The organism is Haloarcula ordinaria, from assembly GCF_029338275.1.
Classification (GTDB): domain Archaea; phylum Halobacteriota; class Halobacteria; order Halobacteriales; family Haloarculaceae; genus Haloarcula; species Haloarcula ordinaria.
Genome location: NZ_CP119789.1, coordinates 2753038 through 2771982, shown reverse-complemented (window position 1 = coordinate 2771982; position 18945 = coordinate 2753038). Strand labels below are relative to the sequence as shown.

General features: G+C 65.7%; 19 protein-coding genes and 2 tRNA genes. 5 read left to right on the top strand and 16 right to left on the bottom strand.

Features of this window, described 5'->3' with window-relative positions:
* Positions 1-815: 815 nt before the first annotated feature.
* The 3 genes from P1L41_RS14605 to P1L41_RS14595 all read right to left on the bottom strand — a co-directional run bounded on the left by P1L41_RS14605 (position 816) and on the right by P1L41_RS14595 (position 1509).
* Positions 816-890 (bottom strand) — tRNA-Val (locus P1L41_RS14605).
* Between the two features lie 226 nt (positions 891-1116).
* A tRNA-Val gene (locus P1L41_RS14600) sits at positions 1117-1191 on the bottom strand.
* 48 nt (positions 1192-1239) lie between these two features.
* On the bottom strand, positions 1240-1509 hold the full coding sequence (locus P1L41_RS14595; protein WP_276296462.1) for a DUF7553 family protein: 270 nt from the start codon (positions 1507-1509) through the stop codon (positions 1240-1242).
* Between the two features lie 117 nt (positions 1510-1626).
* Here P1L41_RS14595 and P1L41_RS14590 point away from each other — a divergent pair, with 117 nt between their 5' ends.
* Complete coding sequence (locus P1L41_RS14590; RefSeq protein WP_276296461.1) at positions 1627-2577, top strand: MBL fold metallo-hydrolase; 951 nt, start codon at positions 1627-1629, stop codon at positions 2575-2577.
* Between the two features lie 39 nt (positions 2578-2616).
* Here the strand turns inward: P1L41_RS14590 and P1L41_RS14585 are convergent, their stop codons facing one another.
* Genes P1L41_RS14585 through P1L41_RS14560 form a run of 6 tightly spaced genes read right to left on the bottom strand, consistent with a single transcriptional unit; the run spans position 2617 to position 8788 of the window.
* Positions 2617-4179: an NADH-quinone oxidoreductase subunit N gene (locus P1L41_RS14585; RefSeq protein WP_276298467.1), complete on the bottom strand. Its 1563-nt coding sequence runs from the start codon at positions 4177-4179 to the stop codon at positions 2617-2619.
* Positions 4180-4206: 27 nt separating this feature from the next.
* The gene (locus P1L41_RS14580) at positions 4207-5742 is read right to left on the bottom strand and encodes a complex I subunit 4 family protein (RefSeq protein WP_276296460.1); all 1536 of its coding nucleotides are present in this window, start codon (positions 5740-5742) and stop codon (positions 4207-4209) included.
* A complete protein-coding gene (gene nuoL / locus P1L41_RS14575; protein ID WP_276296459.1) occupies positions 5743-7836 on the bottom strand; it encodes an NADH-quinone oxidoreductase subunit L in 2094 nt (697 codons plus the stop codon).
* A gap of 3 nt (positions 7837-7839) precedes the next feature.
* Positions 7840-8142, bottom strand: a complete 303-nt coding sequence (gene nuoK, locus P1L41_RS14570; protein WP_276296458.1) for an NADH-quinone oxidoreductase subunit NuoK — start codon at positions 8140-8142, stop codon at positions 7840-7842.
* Positions 8139-8522 carry a proton-conducting membrane transporter gene (locus P1L41_RS14565; RefSeq protein WP_276296457.1) on the bottom strand — a complete coding sequence of 128 codons (384 nt, stop codon included), beginning with the start codon at positions 8520-8522 and terminating at the stop codon, positions 8139-8141. Before P1L41_RS14565 ends, nuoK begins: the two co-directional genes overlap by 4 nt.
* Positions 8519-8788 (bottom strand): NADH-quinone oxidoreductase subunit J, encoded by a 270-nt coding sequence (locus P1L41_RS14560; RefSeq protein ID WP_276296456.1) that lies wholly within the window; start codon positions 8786-8788, stop codon positions 8519-8521. The genes P1L41_RS14565 and P1L41_RS14560 overlap by 4 nt, the downstream gene beginning before the upstream one ends.
* Positions 8789-8997: 209 nt before the next feature.
* Between P1L41_RS14560 and P1L41_RS14555 the strand changes: the two genes are divergently transcribed.
* Both P1L41_RS14555 and P1L41_RS14550 read left to right on the top strand, forming a co-directional pair.
* The gene (locus P1L41_RS14555; protein WP_276296455.1) at positions 8998-9171 is read left to right on the top strand and encodes a hypothetical protein; all 174 of its coding nucleotides are present in this window, start codon (positions 8998-9000) and stop codon (positions 9169-9171) included.
* 1 nt (position 9172) lies between these two features.
* Entirely contained in the window at positions 9173-10162 is a 990-nt protein-coding gene (locus P1L41_RS14550; protein ID WP_276296454.1) for a sodium:calcium antiporter, read from the top strand.
* 15 nt (positions 10163-10177) lie between these two features.
* Here the strand turns inward: P1L41_RS14550 and P1L41_RS14545 are convergent, their stop codons facing one another.
* The 7 genes from P1L41_RS14545 to purE all read right to left on the bottom strand — a co-directional run bounded on the left by P1L41_RS14545 (position 10178) and on the right by purE (position 15808).
* Positions 10178-10576 (bottom strand): hypothetical protein, encoded by a 399-nt coding sequence (locus P1L41_RS14545; protein WP_276296453.1) that lies wholly within the window; start codon positions 10574-10576, stop codon positions 10178-10180.
* A gap of 117 nt (positions 10577-10693) precedes the next feature.
* Complete coding sequence (locus P1L41_RS14540; RefSeq protein WP_276296452.1) at positions 10694-11155, bottom strand: NuoI/complex I 23 kDa subunit family protein; 462 nt, start codon at positions 11153-11155, stop codon at positions 10694-10696.
* Between the two features lie 37 nt (positions 11156-11192).
* Positions 11193-12239, bottom strand: a complete 1047-nt coding sequence (locus P1L41_RS14535) for a complex I subunit 1/NuoH family protein (RefSeq protein WP_276296451.1) — start codon at positions 12237-12239, stop codon at positions 11193-11195.
* The gene (locus tag P1L41_RS14530; RefSeq protein WP_276296450.1) at positions 12239-13918 is read right to left on the bottom strand and encodes an NADH-quinone oxidoreductase subunit D; all 1680 of its coding nucleotides are present in this window, start codon (positions 13916-13918) and stop codon (positions 12239-12241) included. The genes P1L41_RS14535 and P1L41_RS14530 overlap by 1 nt, the downstream gene beginning before the upstream one ends.
* Before the next feature lie 2 nt (positions 13919-13920).
* On the bottom strand, positions 13921-14613 hold the full coding sequence (locus tag P1L41_RS14525; RefSeq protein ID WP_276296449.1) for an NADH-quinone oxidoreductase subunit B: 693 nt from the start codon (positions 14611-14613) through the stop codon (positions 13921-13923).
* Positions 14606-15025, bottom strand: coding sequence for an NADH-quinone oxidoreductase subunit A (locus tag P1L41_RS14520; protein ID WP_276296448.1), 420 nt, complete (start codon positions 15023-15025; stop codon positions 14606-14608). Before P1L41_RS14520 ends, P1L41_RS14525 begins: the two co-directional genes overlap by 8 nt.
* 129 nt (positions 15026-15154) lie before the next feature.
* The gene (gene purE / locus P1L41_RS14515; RefSeq protein WP_276296447.1) at positions 15155-15808 is read right to left on the bottom strand and encodes a 5-(carboxyamino)imidazole ribonucleotide mutase; all 654 of its coding nucleotides are present in this window, start codon (positions 15806-15808) and stop codon (positions 15155-15157) included.
* Positions 15809-15965: 157 nt separating this feature from the next.
* On the opposite strand from purE, the gene P1L41_RS14510 reads away from it, so the two are divergent.
* Both P1L41_RS14510 and P1L41_RS14505 read left to right on the top strand, forming a co-directional pair.
* Complete coding sequence (locus P1L41_RS14510; protein ID WP_276296446.1) at positions 15966-17249, top strand: HEAT repeat domain-containing protein; 1284 nt, start codon at positions 15966-15968, stop codon at positions 17247-17249.
* 45 nt (positions 17250-17294) lie between these two features.
* A complete protein-coding gene (locus P1L41_RS14505; RefSeq protein ID WP_276296445.1) occupies positions 17295-18935 on the top strand; it encodes a phospholipase D-like domain-containing protein in 1641 nt (546 codons plus the stop codon).
* The last annotated feature ends 10 nt before the right edge of the window (positions 18936-18945 follow it).

Below are 18945 nucleotides of genomic sequence, written 5' to 3'. Positions count from 1 at the left end.
GTTGGAAGACAATACAGGTCCTCAGATCCGGTGATGATGTCCTGATCAATCACCGTGAGCAACCGCTAACAGTCCGTAACGTAGTCCAGCGCGACGATGGAGAAACCGTACAGCGAATCACCCTGTCGGGTAACGGGACGGAATATACGATTACCGCAGCCAAGGAACCAAACACTCCGTTCATTACTTGCCCATCGTCCCCCCACAGTCGCCCTGTTCAGAAGATCTCCGCGGCAGGCTCAACGATTCTCTCGACGGTCCACGTAGTAGATCTCTGGCCTCACATTGAAGCGCACACAAGCTGTGTCGAAACAGAAGCAGAAGCCGCGTCAAGTTATGAAATAGATTTAACCCAGATTCTTGGTGAGTGCCCCATCTGTGAGTCGATGGTCGTGGCTGACCGGACTAGAGCTATTTGCAGAGGATGTAACCAGTGGATTTGGCTTGACCAGTGGGAAGAATGTAATCTGCCTGTGTGATTTTTAAATACTCGATGACAAGACACTGCTAATGCCGAATGATCCAACGATCCCAATAGGAGATATAAGACAGGAAAATCCCGGTAGCGACCGACAAGGTGCATTCAAACGAGGATGGACAGCTGCTGTGAAAGACCTCAATGAAAGCGACGCTTCTTCAAAATACTCGGAAGGGCCCCCACCAGAGGAATTGACGTGGGATAATCTCGGGTATCGCCTCGGTAGTTTGTTCGGAGAGACAGAGGATGATCTACGTCAAGACCTCTTTGAGTGGTGTGAAAGGAAGCAGCGACGAGAGAGTGATTCTTGAGTCTGTCTCTGAAATCACCATAGAAGTGGGCTGGCCAAGATTTGAACTTGGGACCTGTTCCGTGTGAAGGAACCGTCATAACCGAACTAGACCACCAGCCCTGCATACACCCTTGCTCGCGTCACTGCTTAAACAGACTGGTTGTTCTCGATCCCCCAATTGATAAGTTTCCTTCAACCGTTTTGGGAGACGTGCCTACGGTCCGACACAGCAGCGCTCACTCACTGCACGAATGCAGATCGGTGCGATGCCTGCCGGGCGGGATTTCGCGGCGTAGAGCCTCCGGTACCGGAGATAGCGCACCTTCAAAAACGTGTCAATTAGTAGTGGGTCGGGGCGGATTCGAACCGCCGACTTCCTCCGTGTGAAGGAGGTATCATAACCGGACTAGATCACCAACCCGCGACACCAGAAGGTATCGGAGGGGATACCTTAAGAATTGCTTTCCGACTACGCTTCCTGCTGTTCGGTGCCGCGGTAGTCTTCGATCTTCTCGCGAGCGTCCTCGATGGCTTTCGCAGCCTCACCTTCGGCTTTGCCCTGGAGCTCTTTCAGGTCGGCTTTGATCTGGTCCAGGCGGTTGGGTTCGGGTTCCTCCTCGTTGCCAGTCAGTTCGCGGAACCGCTGCTCGATGGGTTCCAGTTCGGTCTTGACCCCTTTCGTCGCTGTCTCGCCGGCGCGCTTGAGGTAGTACCGTGCGTCTTCGAAGTGCCTGTTCATATTTGACCTTACGCCGAGGACGAATATATCCTTTGTGGCAGTCCCGAACCTGCTGGGAAGAACGCATGTCCGGCCGCGGTACCAACTGTTTTGCCGGGAGCGCGGGAAGGGGGCTGTATGTTCACACGGGTGTCGATACCGACGCCGTTCCAGGTCGGCGCGGTCAACGCGTACGTTGCGGGTCGGACCGTCGTCGACCCGGGCCCGGACAGCGAAGAGGCGTGGGCACGGTTGCTCGAGGCCCTCGAGGCCCGCGAACTCGCGCCAAGCGACGTCGAACAGGTGCTGGTGACACACCCGCACCCGGACCACTTCGGACTGGCGGCGCGGCTGCGTTCGAACGGGGCGCGCGTCCTCGCGAGCAGTACTGCGGCCGACATCATGGTCGACTTCGCGGCTCGACTCCACTACGAACAGGAGTACTTCGCGGACTTCTTCGAACGGTGTGGTATCTCCCGCGAGACGGCGGTGGCGGTCACGCAACTGCCCGAGGCGTTCCTGCCGTACGCCCAGAGCGTCGCGACGGACCGCGAGCTCGCGGCCGGCGACGTCGTCACCGTGGCCGACGAACGACTCACCGTCGACGAGGTCACTGGCCACGCCGCCGGCGAGATTATCTTCAGTTTCGACGACGACGGCGACGACACTGGTATCGTCGGCGACAACGTTCTGGCCGACATCACGCCCAACCCGTTCCTCCTGCCACCAGTCGACCGCGGCGGCCAGCGACCCCGCGTGCTCCCGGCGTTCAATGACTCGCTACGGTGGCTCCGCGAGCAGGGCCACGACCGGTTTCTCACCGGGCACCGAGAGCCCGTCGAGTCGCCACGTGACCGCATCGACGAGATTCTCGCCGCCCACGAGAGCCGGACAGACGAAGTGGCGGACATCGTCGACGAAGGAGCCACGACGCCGGCAGCGGTGATGACCGACCTGTTCGGCGACCTCCCGGCCACGGAGTACTTCTCGGGGATGAGCGAGGCTGTCGGACATCTGGATGTACTGGAAGCACGGGGCCGCGTCGAGCGACGCGAGACGGGTGGCGTGGTCGTCTACGAACGGGCCTGAGGAACGACGGACCGCGACTCTCGAAATGTGGTGTCGCGTCTACAGCAGCGTGGCGGCGCGGAAGGCCACGCTGGAGACGTAGTCGAAGCCAGGCACCAGCAGCACCGTCGCGACGGCGGCCGCGACGATGGCGGTGTACAGCCCGGTCGGGTACGACTCGACGCGGTCCTCGCCGGTCGGCTCCTCGATCCACATCGCCTTGACGACCCGCGAGTAGTAGAACAAGGAGAGCGCGCTGTTGATGACGAGGGCGGCCGCGAGTGACCACGCGCCGACGTTCATCGTCGCCGAGAACAGGTAGAACTTCGAGAAGAACCCGCCGCCGATGGGCAGGCCGGCCAGGCTGAAGAGGAAGACCGTCATCGCCGCGCAGGCCAGCGGTGCCTCGCGGCCGAGGCCGTTGTAGTCCTCGAAGCGACGGCCGACGCCCCAGTACTCGGCCAGCGCGATGAACAGGAACGCGCCCGTGTTCATGAAGCCGTAGACGAGCAGGTGGGCCATCCCGGCCGAGAGACTGAACGCCAGCCCCTCACCCGAGGAGGATAGCGCCGCCAGCCCGATGAGGACGTAGCCGGCGTGCCCGACGCTGGAGTAAGCCAGCATCCGCTTGACCGACTCCTGGGTGGCCGCGGCGAAGTTCCCGATGAACATCGTCGCGATTGCCAGCACCTGGAAGGCGACGACCCAGTTCAGGGCCCCGCCGTCGGCGATGAGCGTCTGGATGGGGAACGCGGTCGCGAAGACGCGGAACGCCAGCACGAAGCCGGCGGCCTTCGACGCCGAGGAGAGGAACGCCGAGATGGGCGCGGGTGCACCCTCGTACGCCTCCGGCGCCCAGAAGTGGAACGGCACGGCGGCGGTCTTGAACGCGACGCCGCCGATGACCAGCAGGATGCCGACGCCGAGGATGGACATCGGCACGCTGGGTTCCCCAGCTTGTGCCTGCACCGACCCGTCGACGACGGTCTGCAGGACGCCGCTCTCGATGGCCGTCGCCACGGCGTCGAACCGGAGGACGCCGGTCGCGGCGTACACGAGCGAGATGCCGTAGGCGAAGACGGCCGAGGAGACCGCGCCGATGAGGAAGTACTTCAGCGCCGCCTCGACGCTGCCCTTGTTCTTCTTCAGGAACGCGACGAGCGCGTAGGAGGGCAGCGAGACGAGCTCGAGGGCGACGAACGCCGAGGCGAGCGAATTCGTCGCCGAGAGCACCGACATCCCGGTCGCGGCGAGCAACACCAGCGAGTAGTACTCGGCCTGGTAGCTGTGTTCGCGCACGTAGTCGTAGCTCGCCAGGGTCACCAGTGCGGTGACGCTCCCGACGATGACCATGAAGAACAGCGCGAGCTGGTCGACGACCAGCTGGCCGTTGAACAGCACCGGCGTGCCCTGGCCGCCCTGACTTGCGGGAATGCCCGTGCCGCCGACGACGAACCAGACGGCAAAGGCCAGCGAGGTCAGCGAGCCGACGACGGAGACGCCTGCGAGCAGGCCCGTGTTGGTCGTGTCGGGGTCGATGCTGTCGACCAGCAGGAGGACGAGCGCGGTCACGGCGAGCGCCAGCGGTGGCGCCAACGACGTCCACGCTGGCAGACTCGACATCTGCAGTGCCGCCATCTGTGTCACCATCTATGCACCACCTCCGAGGTCTATCACCGGGAGAATCGAGTTCTGAATCATCTCGTAGGAGAGGTCGGGGTTGACGCCGAGCACGATGACCAGCAGCAGGAGGACTGCCAGCGGTGCGACGTCGTGGAACGCTGCTTCGGACACCGTGTAGTCCGTCTCTAAGTCGAACGCACCGAAGAGGGTGCGCTGCATGGCCCACAGCAGGTAGCCCGCGACGATGACGATGCCGAACATCGCCGCCGCTGTGAGCACCGGCGCGGCACTGCCGAGCGTCGCGGCGTCGAACGCGCCCTGGAAGATGAGGAACTCGGCGGCGAAGCCGGCCATGAGCGGCAGGCCCATGTAGCCGAAGGCGGCCGAGACGAAGATGCCGACCGTCCATGGCATCTTGTCCGCGAGGCCGGACATGTCCCCGACCATCCGCGTGTGGGTCACGTTGTAGATAACGCCGACGGACATGAACATCAGCCCCGAGATGAGGCCGTGGGCGATCATCTGGAAGGTCGCCCCGCCCATGCCGTGGGGGGTAAAGGCGACCAGCCCGAGGATGACGTAGCCCATCGAGGAGATGGAGGAGTACGCGACGATGCGTTTCAGGTCACGCTGGGCCAGCGCCAGCGTCGCGCCGTAGATGACGCTGACGACGCCGACGATGGCAAGCGGGACGGCGAGTTGCTGGGCCGTCTCCGGCAGCATCGTGAAGTTGAACCGCAGCAGGGCGTACGTCCCCATTTTCAGGAGGACGCCGGCCAGCATCACCGACACCGGTGTCGGCGCCTCGACGTGGGCGTCCGGGAGCCAGGTGTGGAACGGGAAGACTGGCACCTTCACCGCGAAGCCGAAGAACATCAGGACGAACGAGATCGTCGCCAGGCCGAACCCGGCGATGGTCGGCAGGCCCGACGCGTTGCGGAACGCCTCGGCCATCGCCGGCAGGGCCAGCGACGTGAGGTCCGTCGAGAACACGAGCGCGAACAGGCCCGCGAACATGACCAGCGAGGCCACGTTCGTGTAGACGAAGAACTTGATGGCGGCGTACTTGCGCCGCGGGCCGCCCCAGACGCCGATGAGGAAGTACATCGGGATGAGCACGCCCTCCCAGAAGACGAACCAGAGGAAGAAGTCGAGCGCGGTAAAGACGCCGATGAGGCTCGTCTCCATGAACAGCATCAGCCCGTAGAACTGGGACTGGCGGTCGTCGATTGGCGTCCACGCGGAGACGATGGCCAGCGTCGTCAGGATGGTCGTCAGCGCGAGCAGCGGCATGCTGACGCCGTCGAGGCCGACGTAGTACGAGATGCTCAGGCCACCGAAGTCGATCCACGGAATCTGCTGGCCGAAGGCGACGTCGCCCGGCTGGAGCAGTGCGTTGCCGGTACCCTCGAACTGCGTCAGGTACGCCCAGTACATGTAGACGCTCAGCAGCGCCGGGACGGCACTGATGGCGGCCGCGAGCTTGCCGGCGTACCGGTCGGGCGAGAGCATGACGACGGCCGCGCCCAGCAGCGTCACCGCGAGGAGGACGGCGACCAGCATTCAGAACCACCCCCCGATGATACCGAAGGCCGCAAGGAGCAAGACCAGCCCCAGCGTCAGCAGCATCGCGTAGTTACTGACGACGCCCGACTGGATGCGCCGGACGCGCTGGCCGCTGAACAGGCTCACGCTGGAGACGCCGTTGACGACGCCGTCGACGACGCCCTGGTCGAACTTGTCCATCACGCGGGCCAGCGGGTAGGTGAACCCGGTGGCGAGCCATACCTGGTACTCGTCTTGATAGTAGTTGTGCATGAATAGCGTCTTCAGACTGCCCAGCTTGTCGGTGTGCTCCTCGGGGTCCGGGCCGCGATACAGCGCGGTCGCGAACCCGGCACCGGCGACGGCGAGCGCCAGGGAGACCGCCGCCGATGCGAGCAGCGTGCCGATGGCACCGAGCGGTTCGCCGGCGGCGACGCCGGCGACGTCGTGCAGCAGTTCGCCGTAGTGGGCCGAGTCGGTCGCGAGCAGCGCCGGCCACCCGCCCTCTTCGGGCCCTTCGAGCCACGCGTGCAGGAAGTCGATGTGCGCGCCGGTCAGCTCCGCGACGGGCTTCATGTTGATGAACCCGACCGTCGCGGCGAGCACGCCGAGCACGGCCAGTGGCCCCTTGACGTTCCAGCGAACGCCGTGGGGGTCACGCGCCGTCTCGGTGCGCGGCTCGCCGTGGAAGGTGAGGAACACCATCCGGAAGGTGTAGAAGCCGGTGAAGAAGACGGCCAGGAGCCCCATCGCGTACGCGATGATGTACGAGGTGGCGAGGCCGCCCTCGCTCCCGAGGCCGTGGATGAGCGCCTCGTAGAGCACCTCGTCTTTCGACCAGAAGCCGGCGAAGGGCAGGATGCCGGCGAGCGCCAGCGACCCGGAGAGGAAGGCGTAGTAGGTCACCGGCATCTTGTCTTTCAGACCGCCCATGTCCCACATGTTCTCGTTGTGGTGCATGGCGATGATGACCGACCCCGCGCCGAGGAACAGCAGCGCCTTGAACACGGCGTGGGTCGTCAGGTGGAAGACCGCGGCGATGTAGCCACCGGAGCCCAGCGCGAGCATCATGTAGCCGTACTGGGAGATGGTGGAGTACGCCAGCACCTGCTTGATCTCCTGTTTGACCAGGCCCATCGTGGCGGCGAACAGCGCCGTGAACCCACCGACGAGCGCGATGACCGCGAGCGCGGTCGGCGAGAGGGCGTAGAACCCGTACATCCGCGCGACGAGGTAGACGCCGGCCGCGACCATCGTCGCTGCGTGGATGAGCGCGGAGACCGGCGTCGGGCCCTCCATCGCGTCGGGGAGCCAAGTGTGCAGCGGGAACTGCGCGGACTTGCCGATGACGCCGCCGAGCACGAGCAGTCCCAGGACGGTGAACCAGGCCTGGGGTGCCATGCCGACGGTGTCGAGCATCGCGATGCCCTCGGTGGCCCCCTCGGTGATCGCGGCTTCCGCCAGCATCGGGAAGCTCGCGGCCGAGACCTCGCCGCCCCGCGTGATGGGGGCAAAGAGGCCCGTGCCGAAGGTGGCGACGATGCCGACGACGCCGATGAGGAAGAAGTAGTCACCGAAGCGGGTGACCAGGAACGCCTTCTTCGCGGCGCTCGGCGGGCCGTCCTCGCGGAACCAGAACCCGATGAGCAGGTAGGAACACAGGCCCACCAGCTCGAAGAACATGAACGCCATCAGGAGGTTGTTGGCGACGACGAACCCGAGCATGCTCGCCGTGAACAGGCCCAGCCCGGCGTAGTAGCGCGGGAGGCCGGTCTCGCCCTCGTCGTTCATGTACCCGAGCGAGAAGATGTGGACGAGGAAGGCGATGAGCGTGACGATGAGCAGCATGAGCGCGGAGAGCGGGTCGAGCAGGAGTCCGAAGCGCAGTGTCACCGACTCGATGCCGGCGACCCACGTGTAGACGAACTCGTTGTACACGCCGCCGCCGGCGACGGTGAGTGCGACCCAGATGGAGAGCAGGAGCGACCCGCCGGTCGCGGCGATGCCGGCCAGCGCGCCGCCTTTCGGCATGCGGTCGCCGAGGAACAGCGCGACGAGGAACGATACGAACGGCAACAGGACGATCGCGGGTGCGTATGTGAATGCAGACATCTGTTACCACCTCATCGTCGTCGGAACGGTGACGTCCACGTCACTGAAGTTGCGGTACAGGACCAGGACGATGCCGATGCCGACCGCGACCTCGGCGGCCGCCAGCGCCATCGTAAAGAGGGTGAACACCTGGCCGGTGAGGTTCCCGTGCTGGATGGAGAACGCGACGAAGTTGATGTTCGCCGCGTTGAGCATCAGCTCGACGGACATCAGGTAGATGAGCGCGTTCTTGCGCGTGAGGATACCGAAGAGGCCGATGCAGAACACAGCCGCGGAGAGCAGGAGGTACGACTGGACGGGAATCACCGCTCGTCACCTCCGTCCGCCGCGACGGCGTGGTCCTCGCTCTCGTTGGCATGGATCGAGACGTTCTCGCCGCTCTCCTCGCGCTTCGCGAGCATCAGCGCACCGTCGAGTGCCGCGTCCAGCGCGATGGCGATGACGATGAACGCGACCAGGAACCCTTCGGCGGGCACCGCGGTCTCGCCTTCGCCCATCAACACACTCGGCGCGATGTCGAACATCGCCGCCCCCAGACTCGTGGTAATCGCCGCTCCCTCGCCGAATCCGAGGGGGTCCGGGAACGACGCGGTGAGGAACACCGCAGCGAACACGACGAACAGCGCGATTGCAGCCAAGCCCGGGAGGAAACTCCCCTCGTTCGTGAGTTCGGGTTTGGTAGTCATGGTGCCACCTCTATCACCGACTCGTCCTCGCGGGTCAACATCACGGCGAAACTGATGAGTATGAGGACGCCGCCGATGTACACCAGAATTTGCATCGTCGCCACGAATGCTGCCTGGTTCATGACGTAGAACACGGCGACGCTGAGCAGTGACACGCCCAGTAACAACGCCGAGTGCCAGACGTCGCGTACGAGCACGACGCCGGCCGCGCTGCTCACGGTAACGAGAGCGAACAGCACGAACGCGATTGTTTCGTACAGTGCCATCTTGTATGGTTCTCTTGCCGGCGGCCCTTTGAAGATTCCTCTTTTCGTTCGCGGTCCACGCACAGATTGCCGCTTTCTGGCCGCGATACTGTGGCCGATTCAGGCCGCCGCTGCTCCACCACGCGTATCGACACCGTCTGTCTCGCTGTCGGCACGCGCCGAACTCGAAGATAGACTTTTCTCAGCGCCGGTCGTTCTGATTCACATACATGTCACGGGAGGACTACTGTGACCGGCACACCTGGGCATCGGTGGGCGTGGTCGCTAGGCACGACGGCGTCGGCCGCATCTGGGAGTGCGAGAACTGTCCGGTCTGGACCACAGAGACGTTCGACCGCGCCCACGAACAGGCGTGGGACGACACCTGGCTGGCCGAGCGCTGAGATGGCGGTCTCCGGCGCGTTACTGACGCAGGTGTCCGTCGGCGCCGTCGCGCTCTACGCGCTGGTGAACGCAGCGGGCCGCGCTATCGACCGCCTCCTGGCCCTCGCGGAGCACTACGACGTCGACGAGGTCCTCGTGGGGATGACCGTCCTCGCCTTGGGGACGAGCCTCCCGGAACTGAGCGCCCATCTCGTCGCCTCGGTTGGCATCGTCTCCGGCGTGCTCGACTACGAGGTGACGTCCGCCGTCGTCCTCGGCGGGAACATGGGGTCCTCGACGGTCCAGCAGTTCCTGCTCGTCGGTGTCCTCCTCATCGCCTACGGCCACCTGCCGCTCTCCCGGTCGTTCGTCCGGGAGAGCTACCTGCCGATGCTGGGCGCGCTCGGCGTGACGCTCCTTCTCGCTCTCGACGGGACGGTCAGCCGCCCCGACGGTCTGCTGTTGCTCGCGCTCTACACCACCTACGTTATCGTGCGGGTCACGCGCCGCAAACAACCGGCCGCCCTCCGGGAGCGTCCGAGCACGGACCCCCGGCGGGACGCGCTCGTCGCTGCGGGACTCCTGGTGGTGGTGTTGCTCTCGGCGTCGCTGCTGCTCTCGGTCGTCGAAACCGTCGTCGACCTGCTCGCCCTGGGCGGCTCGATGGTCGGCGTCGTGACCATCGGGGTCGCCGCTGCACTCCCGGAGCTGACGACGGTGATGGAGTCCGTCCGCCGGCGCGCCCCGAACGTCGCCCTCGGGACGCTCGTGGGGAGCAACATCGTCAACCCGCTCGTCGGCATCGGTGCCGGCGGGGTCGTCTCGACGTACTTCGTCCCCTCTGCGGTCGTTCTCTGGGACCTCCCGGTCAAACTGACGGGCGGCGTGGGACTGCTCCTCTGGGTGACGTACGTCCGTGACGGGACACTCACGCGCACCGACGGCGCCTATCTCCTGGGGCTGTACTTCGTCTTCCTGACCGGGCGTCTCCTCCTGTTCCCCGGCCAGTAGCGACGCGCTCTTGGCTCAGGACTCCGCCGTCGAACAGCGCCCGCTGTACTCGAGGAGGCCGTCCGCGAGCAGGATCACGCGCAGTTCGAACCGTCTGCAGTCCTCCGGCGACCACTCGAGGGTCTGGGTGTCGGCGTCCGTCGAGATAGTGACGGTGTAGGGCCCGTCGGTTAGTCCGCTCGCGAAGAAGCTCGGCGCGTCGTCCTGGTCCGGCGGGAACTCCGATTCGAGCTCGTCGACGACGTCGCCATTGGCGTCGACCAGTTCCAGCCTGAGCATGTAACTCTGGGACGCTCTGGTCTCGAACGTGACGTCTATCTCCCCGGCCACCGGGGGCTCGCTCTCGCCACCACCACACCCGCTGAGGCCGGTCACCGCCATCGCGACCCCGCCGAGATACGCTCGCCGATGCATGCCGGGTAGTGCAGGGGGTGCGACATAAGTCCGGCCCTTCCGGCGGTCTCCGTGGAGCGACACACCGGCTGCTCGCACCCCCGGAAAGAGAAAAAACGCCTTCGCACGCAGCCGTCGTTACTGATAGTCGACTTCGCCGTCGCCTTCGCCGATCCAGGCGCCCCGGTCCGGTTCGCGGGACTCCAGTGGGTCGATGTCCTTGTACCACGGCACGTTCTTGAGCTGCTCTTTGTTGTAGGCGAACTCGTCTTTCGTGTCCGCGGTGAACTCGAAGTTCTGGGTCAGCAGGATGGCGTCGGTCGGACAGACCTCCTCGCACAGGCGACAGTAGATACACTGGCCGATGTGGAGGTTGTACTCCTCGCCGTTGCGTTGGTCGTCCATCACGATCTGGATGGTGTCGTTCGGACAGACGTTCTCGCACTGCCGACACCAGATACACCGCTCCTGGCTCCACTTGTGGACGCCGCGGAAGCGGGGGCTGACCTCGGGGGCGACTTCGGGGTACTCGACCGTGAACGTCTCCCCGTCGAGGGCGTGTTTCATCGTCGTCGCCATCGATTTCAGGATTCCTATCATTGCTTGTCACCTCCAGCAGCCGGCTCGCCGACACGCATCAGGCGATCACCCCGACGATGACCGCGGTCAGCATGAGGTTCGCCAGCGAGAGCACGAGCATCCCCTTCCAGCCGATCTCGATGAGCTGGTCGATGCGCACGCGGGGGACCGCCGAGCGGGCCCACTGCGTGAACAGGAAGACGCCCCAGATCTTGATCATGAACCACACGATACCGGGCAGGACGGGACCGGCCGGGCCACCGAGGAAGATGGTGGCGATGATGGCTCCGCCCAGGAAGATGTGGATGAACTCGCCCAGGTAGACCAGGACGAAGTACACCGAGGAGTACTCGGTCTGGTACCCGGCGACAATCTCCGTCGGCGCCTCCGGGATGTCGAACGGGTTGCGCCCGACCTCCGCGAGGTTCGCGATCATGAAGAGGACGAACGCGAACGGGTTGACGAAGGCGTACCACGACGGGATGGGCCCGATGAGCGTCTGGCTCTGGGCCGCGACGATTTCGCTCATCTGGAGCGAGCCGGCGAAGATGACGACCGAGGCTCCGGTGAGGATGAGCGGAATCTCGTAGGCGAGGTTCTGTGCGACCGCGCGAAGTCCGCCGAGGAACGAGTACTTGTTGTTCGACGCGTAGCCGGCCATCACGAGGCCGACAGAGGCCATCGACGCCGTCGCGAAGACGTACGCCAGGCCGACCTCGGGGTCGGCCAGTTGGATGCCGTTGCCCATCGGGATGACGGCGAAGCCCAGCAGCGCGGTGCTAGCGATGACCAGCGGCGCGAGGTCCCACGCCGGGCGGTCGACGCCCTCGGGGACGATGAGCTCCTTCGAGAGCAGGCGGACGGCGTCGGCCACGATGATGAGCAGGCCGAACGGTCCGATGCGGTTGACTGCGATGCGGTCCGTGAACGCCGCGGTGATCTTCCGTTTGGCCCACGGCCCGGCCAGCGCGGTGTTGGTCATCATCAGCGACCCGATGAACGCCGCGCCGATGAGGCTCATGACGATCATCACGAGCGTGTTGTTCGGGTCGAGACCCAGCAGGTTCGCCAGGGCCTCGGGGAGTGGGGCCGATTCCTGCAGCATCAGCGGTCCACCTCCCCGAGCACGATGTCGAGGCTACCCAGCGAGGCGACCATGTCCGGGACGTACTCGCCCTGGGACATCTCGGGCAGCGTCTGGAGGTTCGAGAAGCACGGGCTCCGGATCTTGAACCGGGCCGGCTTGTCCGTCCCGTCCGAGCGGATGTAGATGCCGAGTTCGCCCTTCGCACCCTCGACGGCGCGGTAGATCTCCCGGTCCGGGTCCGGACGCAGCGTCCGGGGGACGTTGGCCTGAATCTCGCGGTCGTCCTCGGGCCACTGTTCGAGCAGGTCGACACACTGCTCGATGATGCGGGCGGACTCCTCGACCTCGCGCATGCGGACGAGCACGCGCGAGAAGTTGTCGCCGCCCTGCTCGGTGACGACGTCCCAGTCGAGCTCGTCGTAGTAGCCGTACGGGTCGTCACGTCGGAGGTCGTAGTCGACGCCCGACCCACGTGCCACGGGGCCGGTCGCGCCGTACTGCTTTGCCATCTCGGGCGTGAGGACACCGGTGTCGACACACCGCATCTGGAAGATCTCGTTCCCCGTGATGAGGTCGTGGTACTCCTCGAGCTTGTGGGGCAGTTCGTCGAGGAAGTCGCGGGTCTTCTCGAAGAACTCCTCGCGCGGTTCCGGGAGGTCCCACGCGACGCCGCCCAGGCGCAGGTAGTTGAACATCAGGCGCTGGCCGGTGAGGTCTTCGAGGATGTTCTGGACGACCTCGCGGTCGCGGAACGCGTACTGGAAGATGGCGGTGAAGTCGCCGAAAACGTCCAGCGCGAACGTCCCGAGCGCGAGCATGTGCGCGGCGATGCGACACAGCTCGGCGGACATCGTCCGGATGACCTGCGCGTACTCCGGGACCTCGATGTCGGCGAGGTCCTCGGCCGCTCGCGCGTAGGCCCACTCGTTGAGGATACCGGCCGAGACGTAGTCCCACCGGTCGGGGTAGGGCATGATCTGGTGGCGGTAGGTGCCCTGCTGGCACATCTGCTCCTCACACCGGTGGAGGTAGCCGATGTCCGGTTCGATGTCGGCGATCTGCTCGCCGTCCAGCGTCGTCTTCACGTGGAGGACGCCGTGGGTCGCCGGGTGGTGCGGACCGATGTTGACGAACATCGTGTCCGAGTCGTCGTCGCTGCGGTGGTCGCCCTGCAGCGGGTTGGCGTTCTCCCGGAGCGTGACGATCTGTGGCTGGTCCTGGTTGTAGTCCTGCGAGAGCGGGTGGCCCTGCCAGGTCTCGGGCAGGAGGATGCGTCGCAGGTCGGGGTGGTCGTCGTAGTTGATGCCGACGAGGTCGTAGGCCTCGCGCTCGTGCCAGTCGGCCGTGTCGAAGACGCGGGCCGCCGACTCGCTGGTCGGGTCGTCTTTCGTCGTCGGGACGACGACCGACAGCTCCTGGGTGGGGTCGTCGTACTTCCGCAGGTGGTAGATAGATTCGTAGCGGTCGTCGTACTCCTGTGCCGTGACGCAGGCACAGTGGTCGAAGCCCGCTTCGGTCTTCAGCGTCGAGAGGACCTCCTGTACCTCGTCAGGTCGGATGACGAACCCCTCGGCGTTGACGTGGGTCTCGCGACCGATGACGTGGCCACCGAGCAAGTCGGCGAGCGCGTCGTAGTCGAGGCCCTCGTCCGTGACGCCGATTTCGTCGTCTGTCTCTGGTACTTTCTCTATACTCATTGTTATGGCGAGTCGTTCCAGTTGTACCGCATGACGAGGTCGTCCTCGTCGATGTCGCTGGCGAGTTTCTCGACGAGCTCGTCTCGCTCCAGGTCACCGAACTGTTCGAGTTCGTACGGCTTGACCGTCACCGGCGAGGATTCGCCGTTGGCGATGCGTTCCTGCAACTTGGCGATACCGTAGACGAGCGCTTCGGGTCGGGGCGGGCAGCCGGGGACGTGGATGTCGACCGGGATGACCTCCTCGGCGCCCTTGATGACGTTGTACCCCTCCTGGAACGGGCCGCCGGAGATGGTGCACGACCCCATCGAGACGACGAACTTCGGCTCGGGCATCTGGTCGTAGACCCGCTTCATCCGCGGGGCGAACTTCGAGACGATGGTCCCCGGGACGATGATGACGTCGGCCTGGCGCGGGGAGGCGCGCGGAACCCCCGCACCGAACCGGTCTAAGTCGTGCTTGATGGCGTAGGTGTGGATCATCTCGATGCTGCAACAGGCGATACCGAACTGCAGCATGAACATCGAGGACCCCCGCACCCAGTTCATGAACTTGTCGAACTTCGTCAGGATGAACGGGGTGGAGCCGAACGCCTCTCGAAGCGTCGAGTTGAAGCGGTCGTCGACGCCTTCGCCCATGCGGGCTTCCTGGGTCGATACGTCCTCTACGGCCGGTGGTGTCTGGTCACTACTCATATGTGTCTGCTCCCTTCGTGGCACGCGGACTGCGCACCCAGCGGACTGCGCCGTTGCGCCACGCCCAGCCGAGTCCGACGACGAGCACGCCGATGAACACGACCATCGGCAGCAGTACCGCCATCATCCCGACGGACGGCTCCGTGACGGCGTCGCGGTAGATGACCGTCCACGGGAAGATGAGCACGGTCTCGATGTCGAAGATGACGAACAGCAGCGCGACCATGTAGTACTGGATGTTGAACCGGATCTGTCGGCTACTGCCCGTCGGCACCTCACCGGACTCGTAGGTGGCACGTTTGCCTTGTTCGGGCACGCTCGGTCGCAGGATGCTCGACACCACCATCATGCTGATGGGGATGGCGAGTCCCACTACCGCCAGCGCGCCGATGGCGATCCATGGATTACTCATTCGGGAAACTCCTATCGTGCGTCGATTAGAAGTACTGGCATATAAGGGTTGATAACCATTCCGGCGGCCTGTTTTCGGGTGTTTCGGATTGCCGGTTTCTCGCCGTTCGAGTCGGCTACTGCGGTGCGTCTACGACTCGTCCCAGTACTCGGCCTTGAACCCGGGTGTGCCGAGCTCGTGGAGGGCACGCGAGACATCGCCGACCTCCTCCTGCAGGCCCTGGTGATAGTCGACGAGTCGGTCGCGCAGTTCGTCGTGCTCGCGCGAGAGAATCTGGGCCGCCGTCAGCGCCGCGTTGAACGACTTGCCGGCATCGACGGCGGTGATGGGGGCGCCCTGAGGCATTCCGATGACCGAATCGACGGACTTCTCCTGGACCGGGACGCCGATGACCGGCAGCGGGTAGGCGATGCTCGCGGTCATGTTCGGCAGGTCGGCGGACTTGCCGCCCGCGCCAGCGATGATGACGTCGAGGCCCCGTGCCTCGGCGGTCTCCGCGTAAGCGTACATGAGGTCCGGCGTCCGGTGAGCCGAGACGACGAACGTCTCGAACGTGAACCGGCTGTCGGGGGCGTCGGTGTAGTCGGTCTGTTCTTCGAAACCCAGTTCCTCGGCGAGTGCGGCGTACGCTCCGGGACGCTTGCCTTTCCCGCCGGCCATCGTCGGCAGGTCGGAATCGGACCCCATCACGATGCCCACGTCGGGCGTCGCCTCGTCGGGCCGGTCCATCGCGGCTTCCTCGTGGAGCTGGTCGATGAGCGACTGGACGCTGTCTGCAGTCATACGAGGCCGTCGGCCGGGCGGGCACCTAAGGGTACCTCTCTTCGACGGCATTGCGCGAGCGAGAAGCGGTCGCTATGTCCGGCGAGGGAACGAACGGGTGTGAGTGGACCGCCGGGAAAGGAAAACGCTCTTGGCCCGTACCGACACACCTGCGTACATGAGCAACGGGGACGACGAGACCGACGCCGACGCTGACGGGGAGGCGGCGGCCGCCGACGAGGGGGCCGACGTCACCGCCGAGGAACTCGAGACACGACTGGACGACATCGCCGAGGCGCTCGAATCCGCCGAGACCGAGGCGGACCTCGACACCATCGAGTCGTCGCTCGGGGACGTCGAGAGCGACCTCGAGGCCGCCGACCTGCCCGAGCCGGACGAGGACGACGAGGACGCCGAGGACCCACGCGAGGAACTCGAGTCTCGCCTCTCGGACCTGCAGGACGACCTCGAGGCCCAGCGCGGCCCCTACGCCGAGGACGTCGTCGACATCGTCGAGACGGCACAGGGGACGGTCACCGACAGCGAGTGGATCGAGAGCGGCGAAGTCGACGCCCACGACGCCGTCGACGCCTTCCTGGCCGCGAGCGAAGAACACGTCGACCACGGTGCGGACGCCGGCGACGACCTGGACGCCGCCGCCGACGCGCTGGGGACCGCCGCCGAGGCAATCGACGCCGCCGGTCTGGACGCAGACGAGGACAGCGAGACCATCAGCGGGCTGCTCGAAGCCGCCGAGACGCTCGAAGACGGCCTCGAGGCCGCCGAGGTGTGGGACGATCTGACCGTCCGAGAGCAGCTCGACGCCAAGGGGTTCTACGACATCCTGACCAACGAGAACCGGAAGGACTTCCCGCCCGAGTGGAACGCCGCGAAGCTCCACGCCCAGGAAGGGAACCTCGACATCGTCCTCTTCGCCCTGGAGAAGGTCGGCTCCGAGTTCATGGAGGAGAACATCGTCGAGATATTCTACCACCTCGGGAGCGACGCCGAACCCGCTTTCGACGTCATGCACCAGCGCGCACAGAAGCGCAACAAACAGGAGATCGGCGTCCTCGGGAAGATCGGCGACGACCGCGCCACCGAGACGCTCCACGACTTCATCGACGGGGATGGCGACGTCGCTCTCCAGAAGGTGACCCTGCGCGCGCTGGGTGCCATCGGCAGTCCCGACTCCGTCCAGCCGGTCGCCAACCGCCTCGACGCCGAGAACACCGAGATTCGCTCGGTCGCCGCCCGCTCGCTCGGACTGCTCGGCGACACCCGTGCCATCGCCCCGCTCGCTGACATCCTCGAGGGCGACGACAGCGACGAGGTCCGCGCATCGGCCGCCTGGGCGCTCCGTCAGATCGGTACCCAGGACGCACTCGACGAAGCGGCTCAGTACACCGACGACCGCGCGTACCTGGTCCAGTCGGAAGCCGAGAAGGCCGCCGACGCCTGAGACCGGTCCGTACCTTTTTGTGCGAACGGGCGACCAGACCCCCCGATGCGGTCGCTCCTCACCGTCGCCCTCGTCGTCTCGCTGCTCGCCGTGAGCCCCGTCGCCGCCGGGAACTCGCCAACTCCGAACGCCACAGCGACGCCCGCGAGTCAGCAGCCTGGCCCTCCGACCATCTACGCCGTCTATCCGGACCCGGTCGCCGGTGGTGACCGCGGCGAGTTCGTCGTCCTCGACGTCCCGCCCGGAACGGAACTCGGCCGCTACGCGCTCGGCGACGGCCATTCGACGGTCGAACTCCCGAACGGCACGACCGAGAGCCGGGTCGCCGTCACGACCGACCCGCGCCTGGTCCGTAATCTGACCGACACGCCCGTTCGCGGAGTGAACGGGTCGCTGGAACTTGCGAACGGTGGTGACCAGGTCTCGCTCCGTCGGGGCAACACCACGTTGCAGACGGTTCGCTATGCGGAGACCACGGAGGGCGAGCTAGGCGTCGTGAATGGGTCGACGCTCCACTGGCAGCCGTTGGGGGCGACCGACCGCCCAGTCGTGACCGGCGGGCCGGCCGACGTCCGTGCGTTCACCCTCCCCGATGCACCCGCGGCGCCGCTGCGCGCGATACGGCGGGCTGACGAGCGGGTCTTCCTCGCCGGCTACACGCTCACGTCCGCGCGGGTGGCCGACGCGCTGCTGGCCGCCCAGCGTCGTGGTGCCGACGTCAGAGTCCTCCTCGAAGGCGACCCGGTCGGTAGCCGGACCACAGCTGAGGCACAGACGCTCGACAGGCTGAGCGAGGCTGGCGTCGAGGTCCGACTCGTCGCCGGTCCGCACGCCCGCTATCGATACCACCACGCCAAGTACGCCATCGCCGACGACCGGGCTGTGGTCCTCACGGAGAACTGGAAACCAGCCGGCACAGGTGGCAACAGCAGTCGTGGCTGGGGCGTCGAAACGGGCCAACCGCGCATCGTCGACAGTCTCGCCGAGACGTTCCGGGCCGACGCCGGCTGGCGGGACGCCGTTCGGTGGTCGACCCACCGTGCGGGCCGCCGCTTCGAGCGGGGCGAGCCCGCGACCGAGTCCTATCCGCGGCGGTTCGACCCCGAGAGGGTGCCGGTGAACCGGACGGCCCTGCTCGTGACGCCGGACAACGCCCAGCGCGACCTCGTCGCGACGCTCGACGGAGCGACGACCTCGGTCGACGTCGTCCAACCCACGGTCGGTGGCTGGGACGAACCCCTACTGCGCGCGCTTCGTCGTGCTGCAAGCCGAGGCGTCCGGGTTCGACTGTTGTTGAGCAGCGCGTGGTACGTCCGCGAGGAGAACCAGCGGACGGTCACCAGGTTCGAGGAGTGGGCGAAGCGGGCCGACGCCCCGCTCGAGGCTCGACTGGCCGACCCCGGCGGTCGCTACGGCAAGATCCACGCCAAGGGGGCCGTCGTCGACGGCGACCAGGTCATCCTGGGGAGCCTCAACTGGAACGAACAGGCCGCGACGAGCAACCGAGAGGTGGTCTTGCGGCTCGACGGCCGGGCCGCAGGCGACTACTACGGTCGCGTCTTCGACGCCGACTGGCGCGGCGGTCGGCCGACGCTCCCGGTCGGACCCGCCGCAGCCGTCCTCGGTGTCCTCGCGGTCGGTGGACTGGCCGCTCGACGCGTCGAGTTCGAGGGGGAGAATGCGTAACTCGCCGGAC

Coding starts and splice junctions, on each gene's coding strand:
- P1L41_RS14560 (WP_276296456.1), bottom strand. CDS start 8,788: ATGGCACTGTACGAAACAATCGCGTTCGTGCTGTTCGCTCTCGTTACC.
- P1L41_RS14525 (WP_276296449.1), bottom strand. CDS start 14,613: ATGAGTAGTGACCAGACACCACCGGCCGTAGAGGACGTATCGACCCAG.
- P1L41_RS14590 (WP_276296461.1), top strand. CDS start 1,627: ATGTTCACACGGGTGTCGATACCGACGCCGTTCCAGGTCGGCGCGGTC.
- P1L41_RS14545 (WP_276296453.1), bottom strand. CDS start 10,576: ATGCATCGGCGAGCGTATCTCGGCGGGGTCGCGATGGCGGTGACCGGC.
- P1L41_RS14535 (WP_276296451.1), bottom strand. CDS start 12,239: ATGCTGCAGGAATCGGCCCCACTCCCCGAGGCCCTGGCGAACCTGCTG.
- P1L41_RS14595 (WP_276296462.1), bottom strand. CDS start 1,509: ATGAACAGGCACTTCGAAGACGCACGGTACTACCTCAAGCGCGCCGGC.
- P1L41_RS14520 (WP_276296448.1), bottom strand. CDS start 15,025: ATGAGTAATCCATGGATCGCCATCGGCGCGCTGGCGGTAGTGGGACTC.
- nuoL (WP_276296459.1), bottom strand. CDS start 7,836: ATGTCTGCATTCACATACGCACCCGCGATCGTCCTGTTGCCGTTCGTA.
- P1L41_RS14540 (WP_276296452.1), bottom strand. CDS start 11,155: ATGATAGGAATCCTGAAATCGATGGCGACGACGATGAAACACGCCCTC.
- P1L41_RS14555 (WP_276296455.1), top strand. CDS start 8,998: ATGTCACGGGAGGACTACTGTGACCGGCACACCTGGGCATCGGTGGGC.
- P1L41_RS14580 (WP_276296460.1), bottom strand. CDS start 5,742: ATGCTGGTCGCCGTCCTCCTCGCGGTGACGCTGCTGGGCGCGGCCGTC.
- P1L41_RS14510 (WP_276296446.1), top strand. CDS start 15,966: ATGAGCAACGGGGACGACGAGACCGACGCCGACGCTGACGGGGAGGCG.
- P1L41_RS14550 (WP_276296454.1), top strand. CDS start 9,173: ATGGCGGTCTCCGGCGCGTTACTGACGCAGGTGTCCGTCGGCGCCGTC.
- purE (WP_276296447.1), bottom strand. CDS start 15,808: ATGACTGCAGACAGCGTCCAGTCGCTCATCGACCAGCTCCACGAGGAA.
- P1L41_RS14530 (WP_276296450.1), bottom strand. CDS start 13,918: ATGAGTATAGAGAAAGTACCAGAGACAGACGACGAAATCGGCGTCACG.
- P1L41_RS14585 (WP_276298467.1), bottom strand. CDS start 4,179: ATGTCGAGTCTGCCAGCGTGGACGTCGTTGGCGCCACCGCTGGCGCTC.
- P1L41_RS14505 (WP_276296445.1), top strand. CDS start 17,295: ATGCGGTCGCTCCTCACCGTCGCCCTCGTCGTCTCGCTGCTCGCCGTG.
- P1L41_RS14565 (WP_276296457.1), bottom strand. CDS start 8,522: ATGACTACCAAACCCGAACTCACGAACGAGGGGAGTTTCCTCCCGGGC.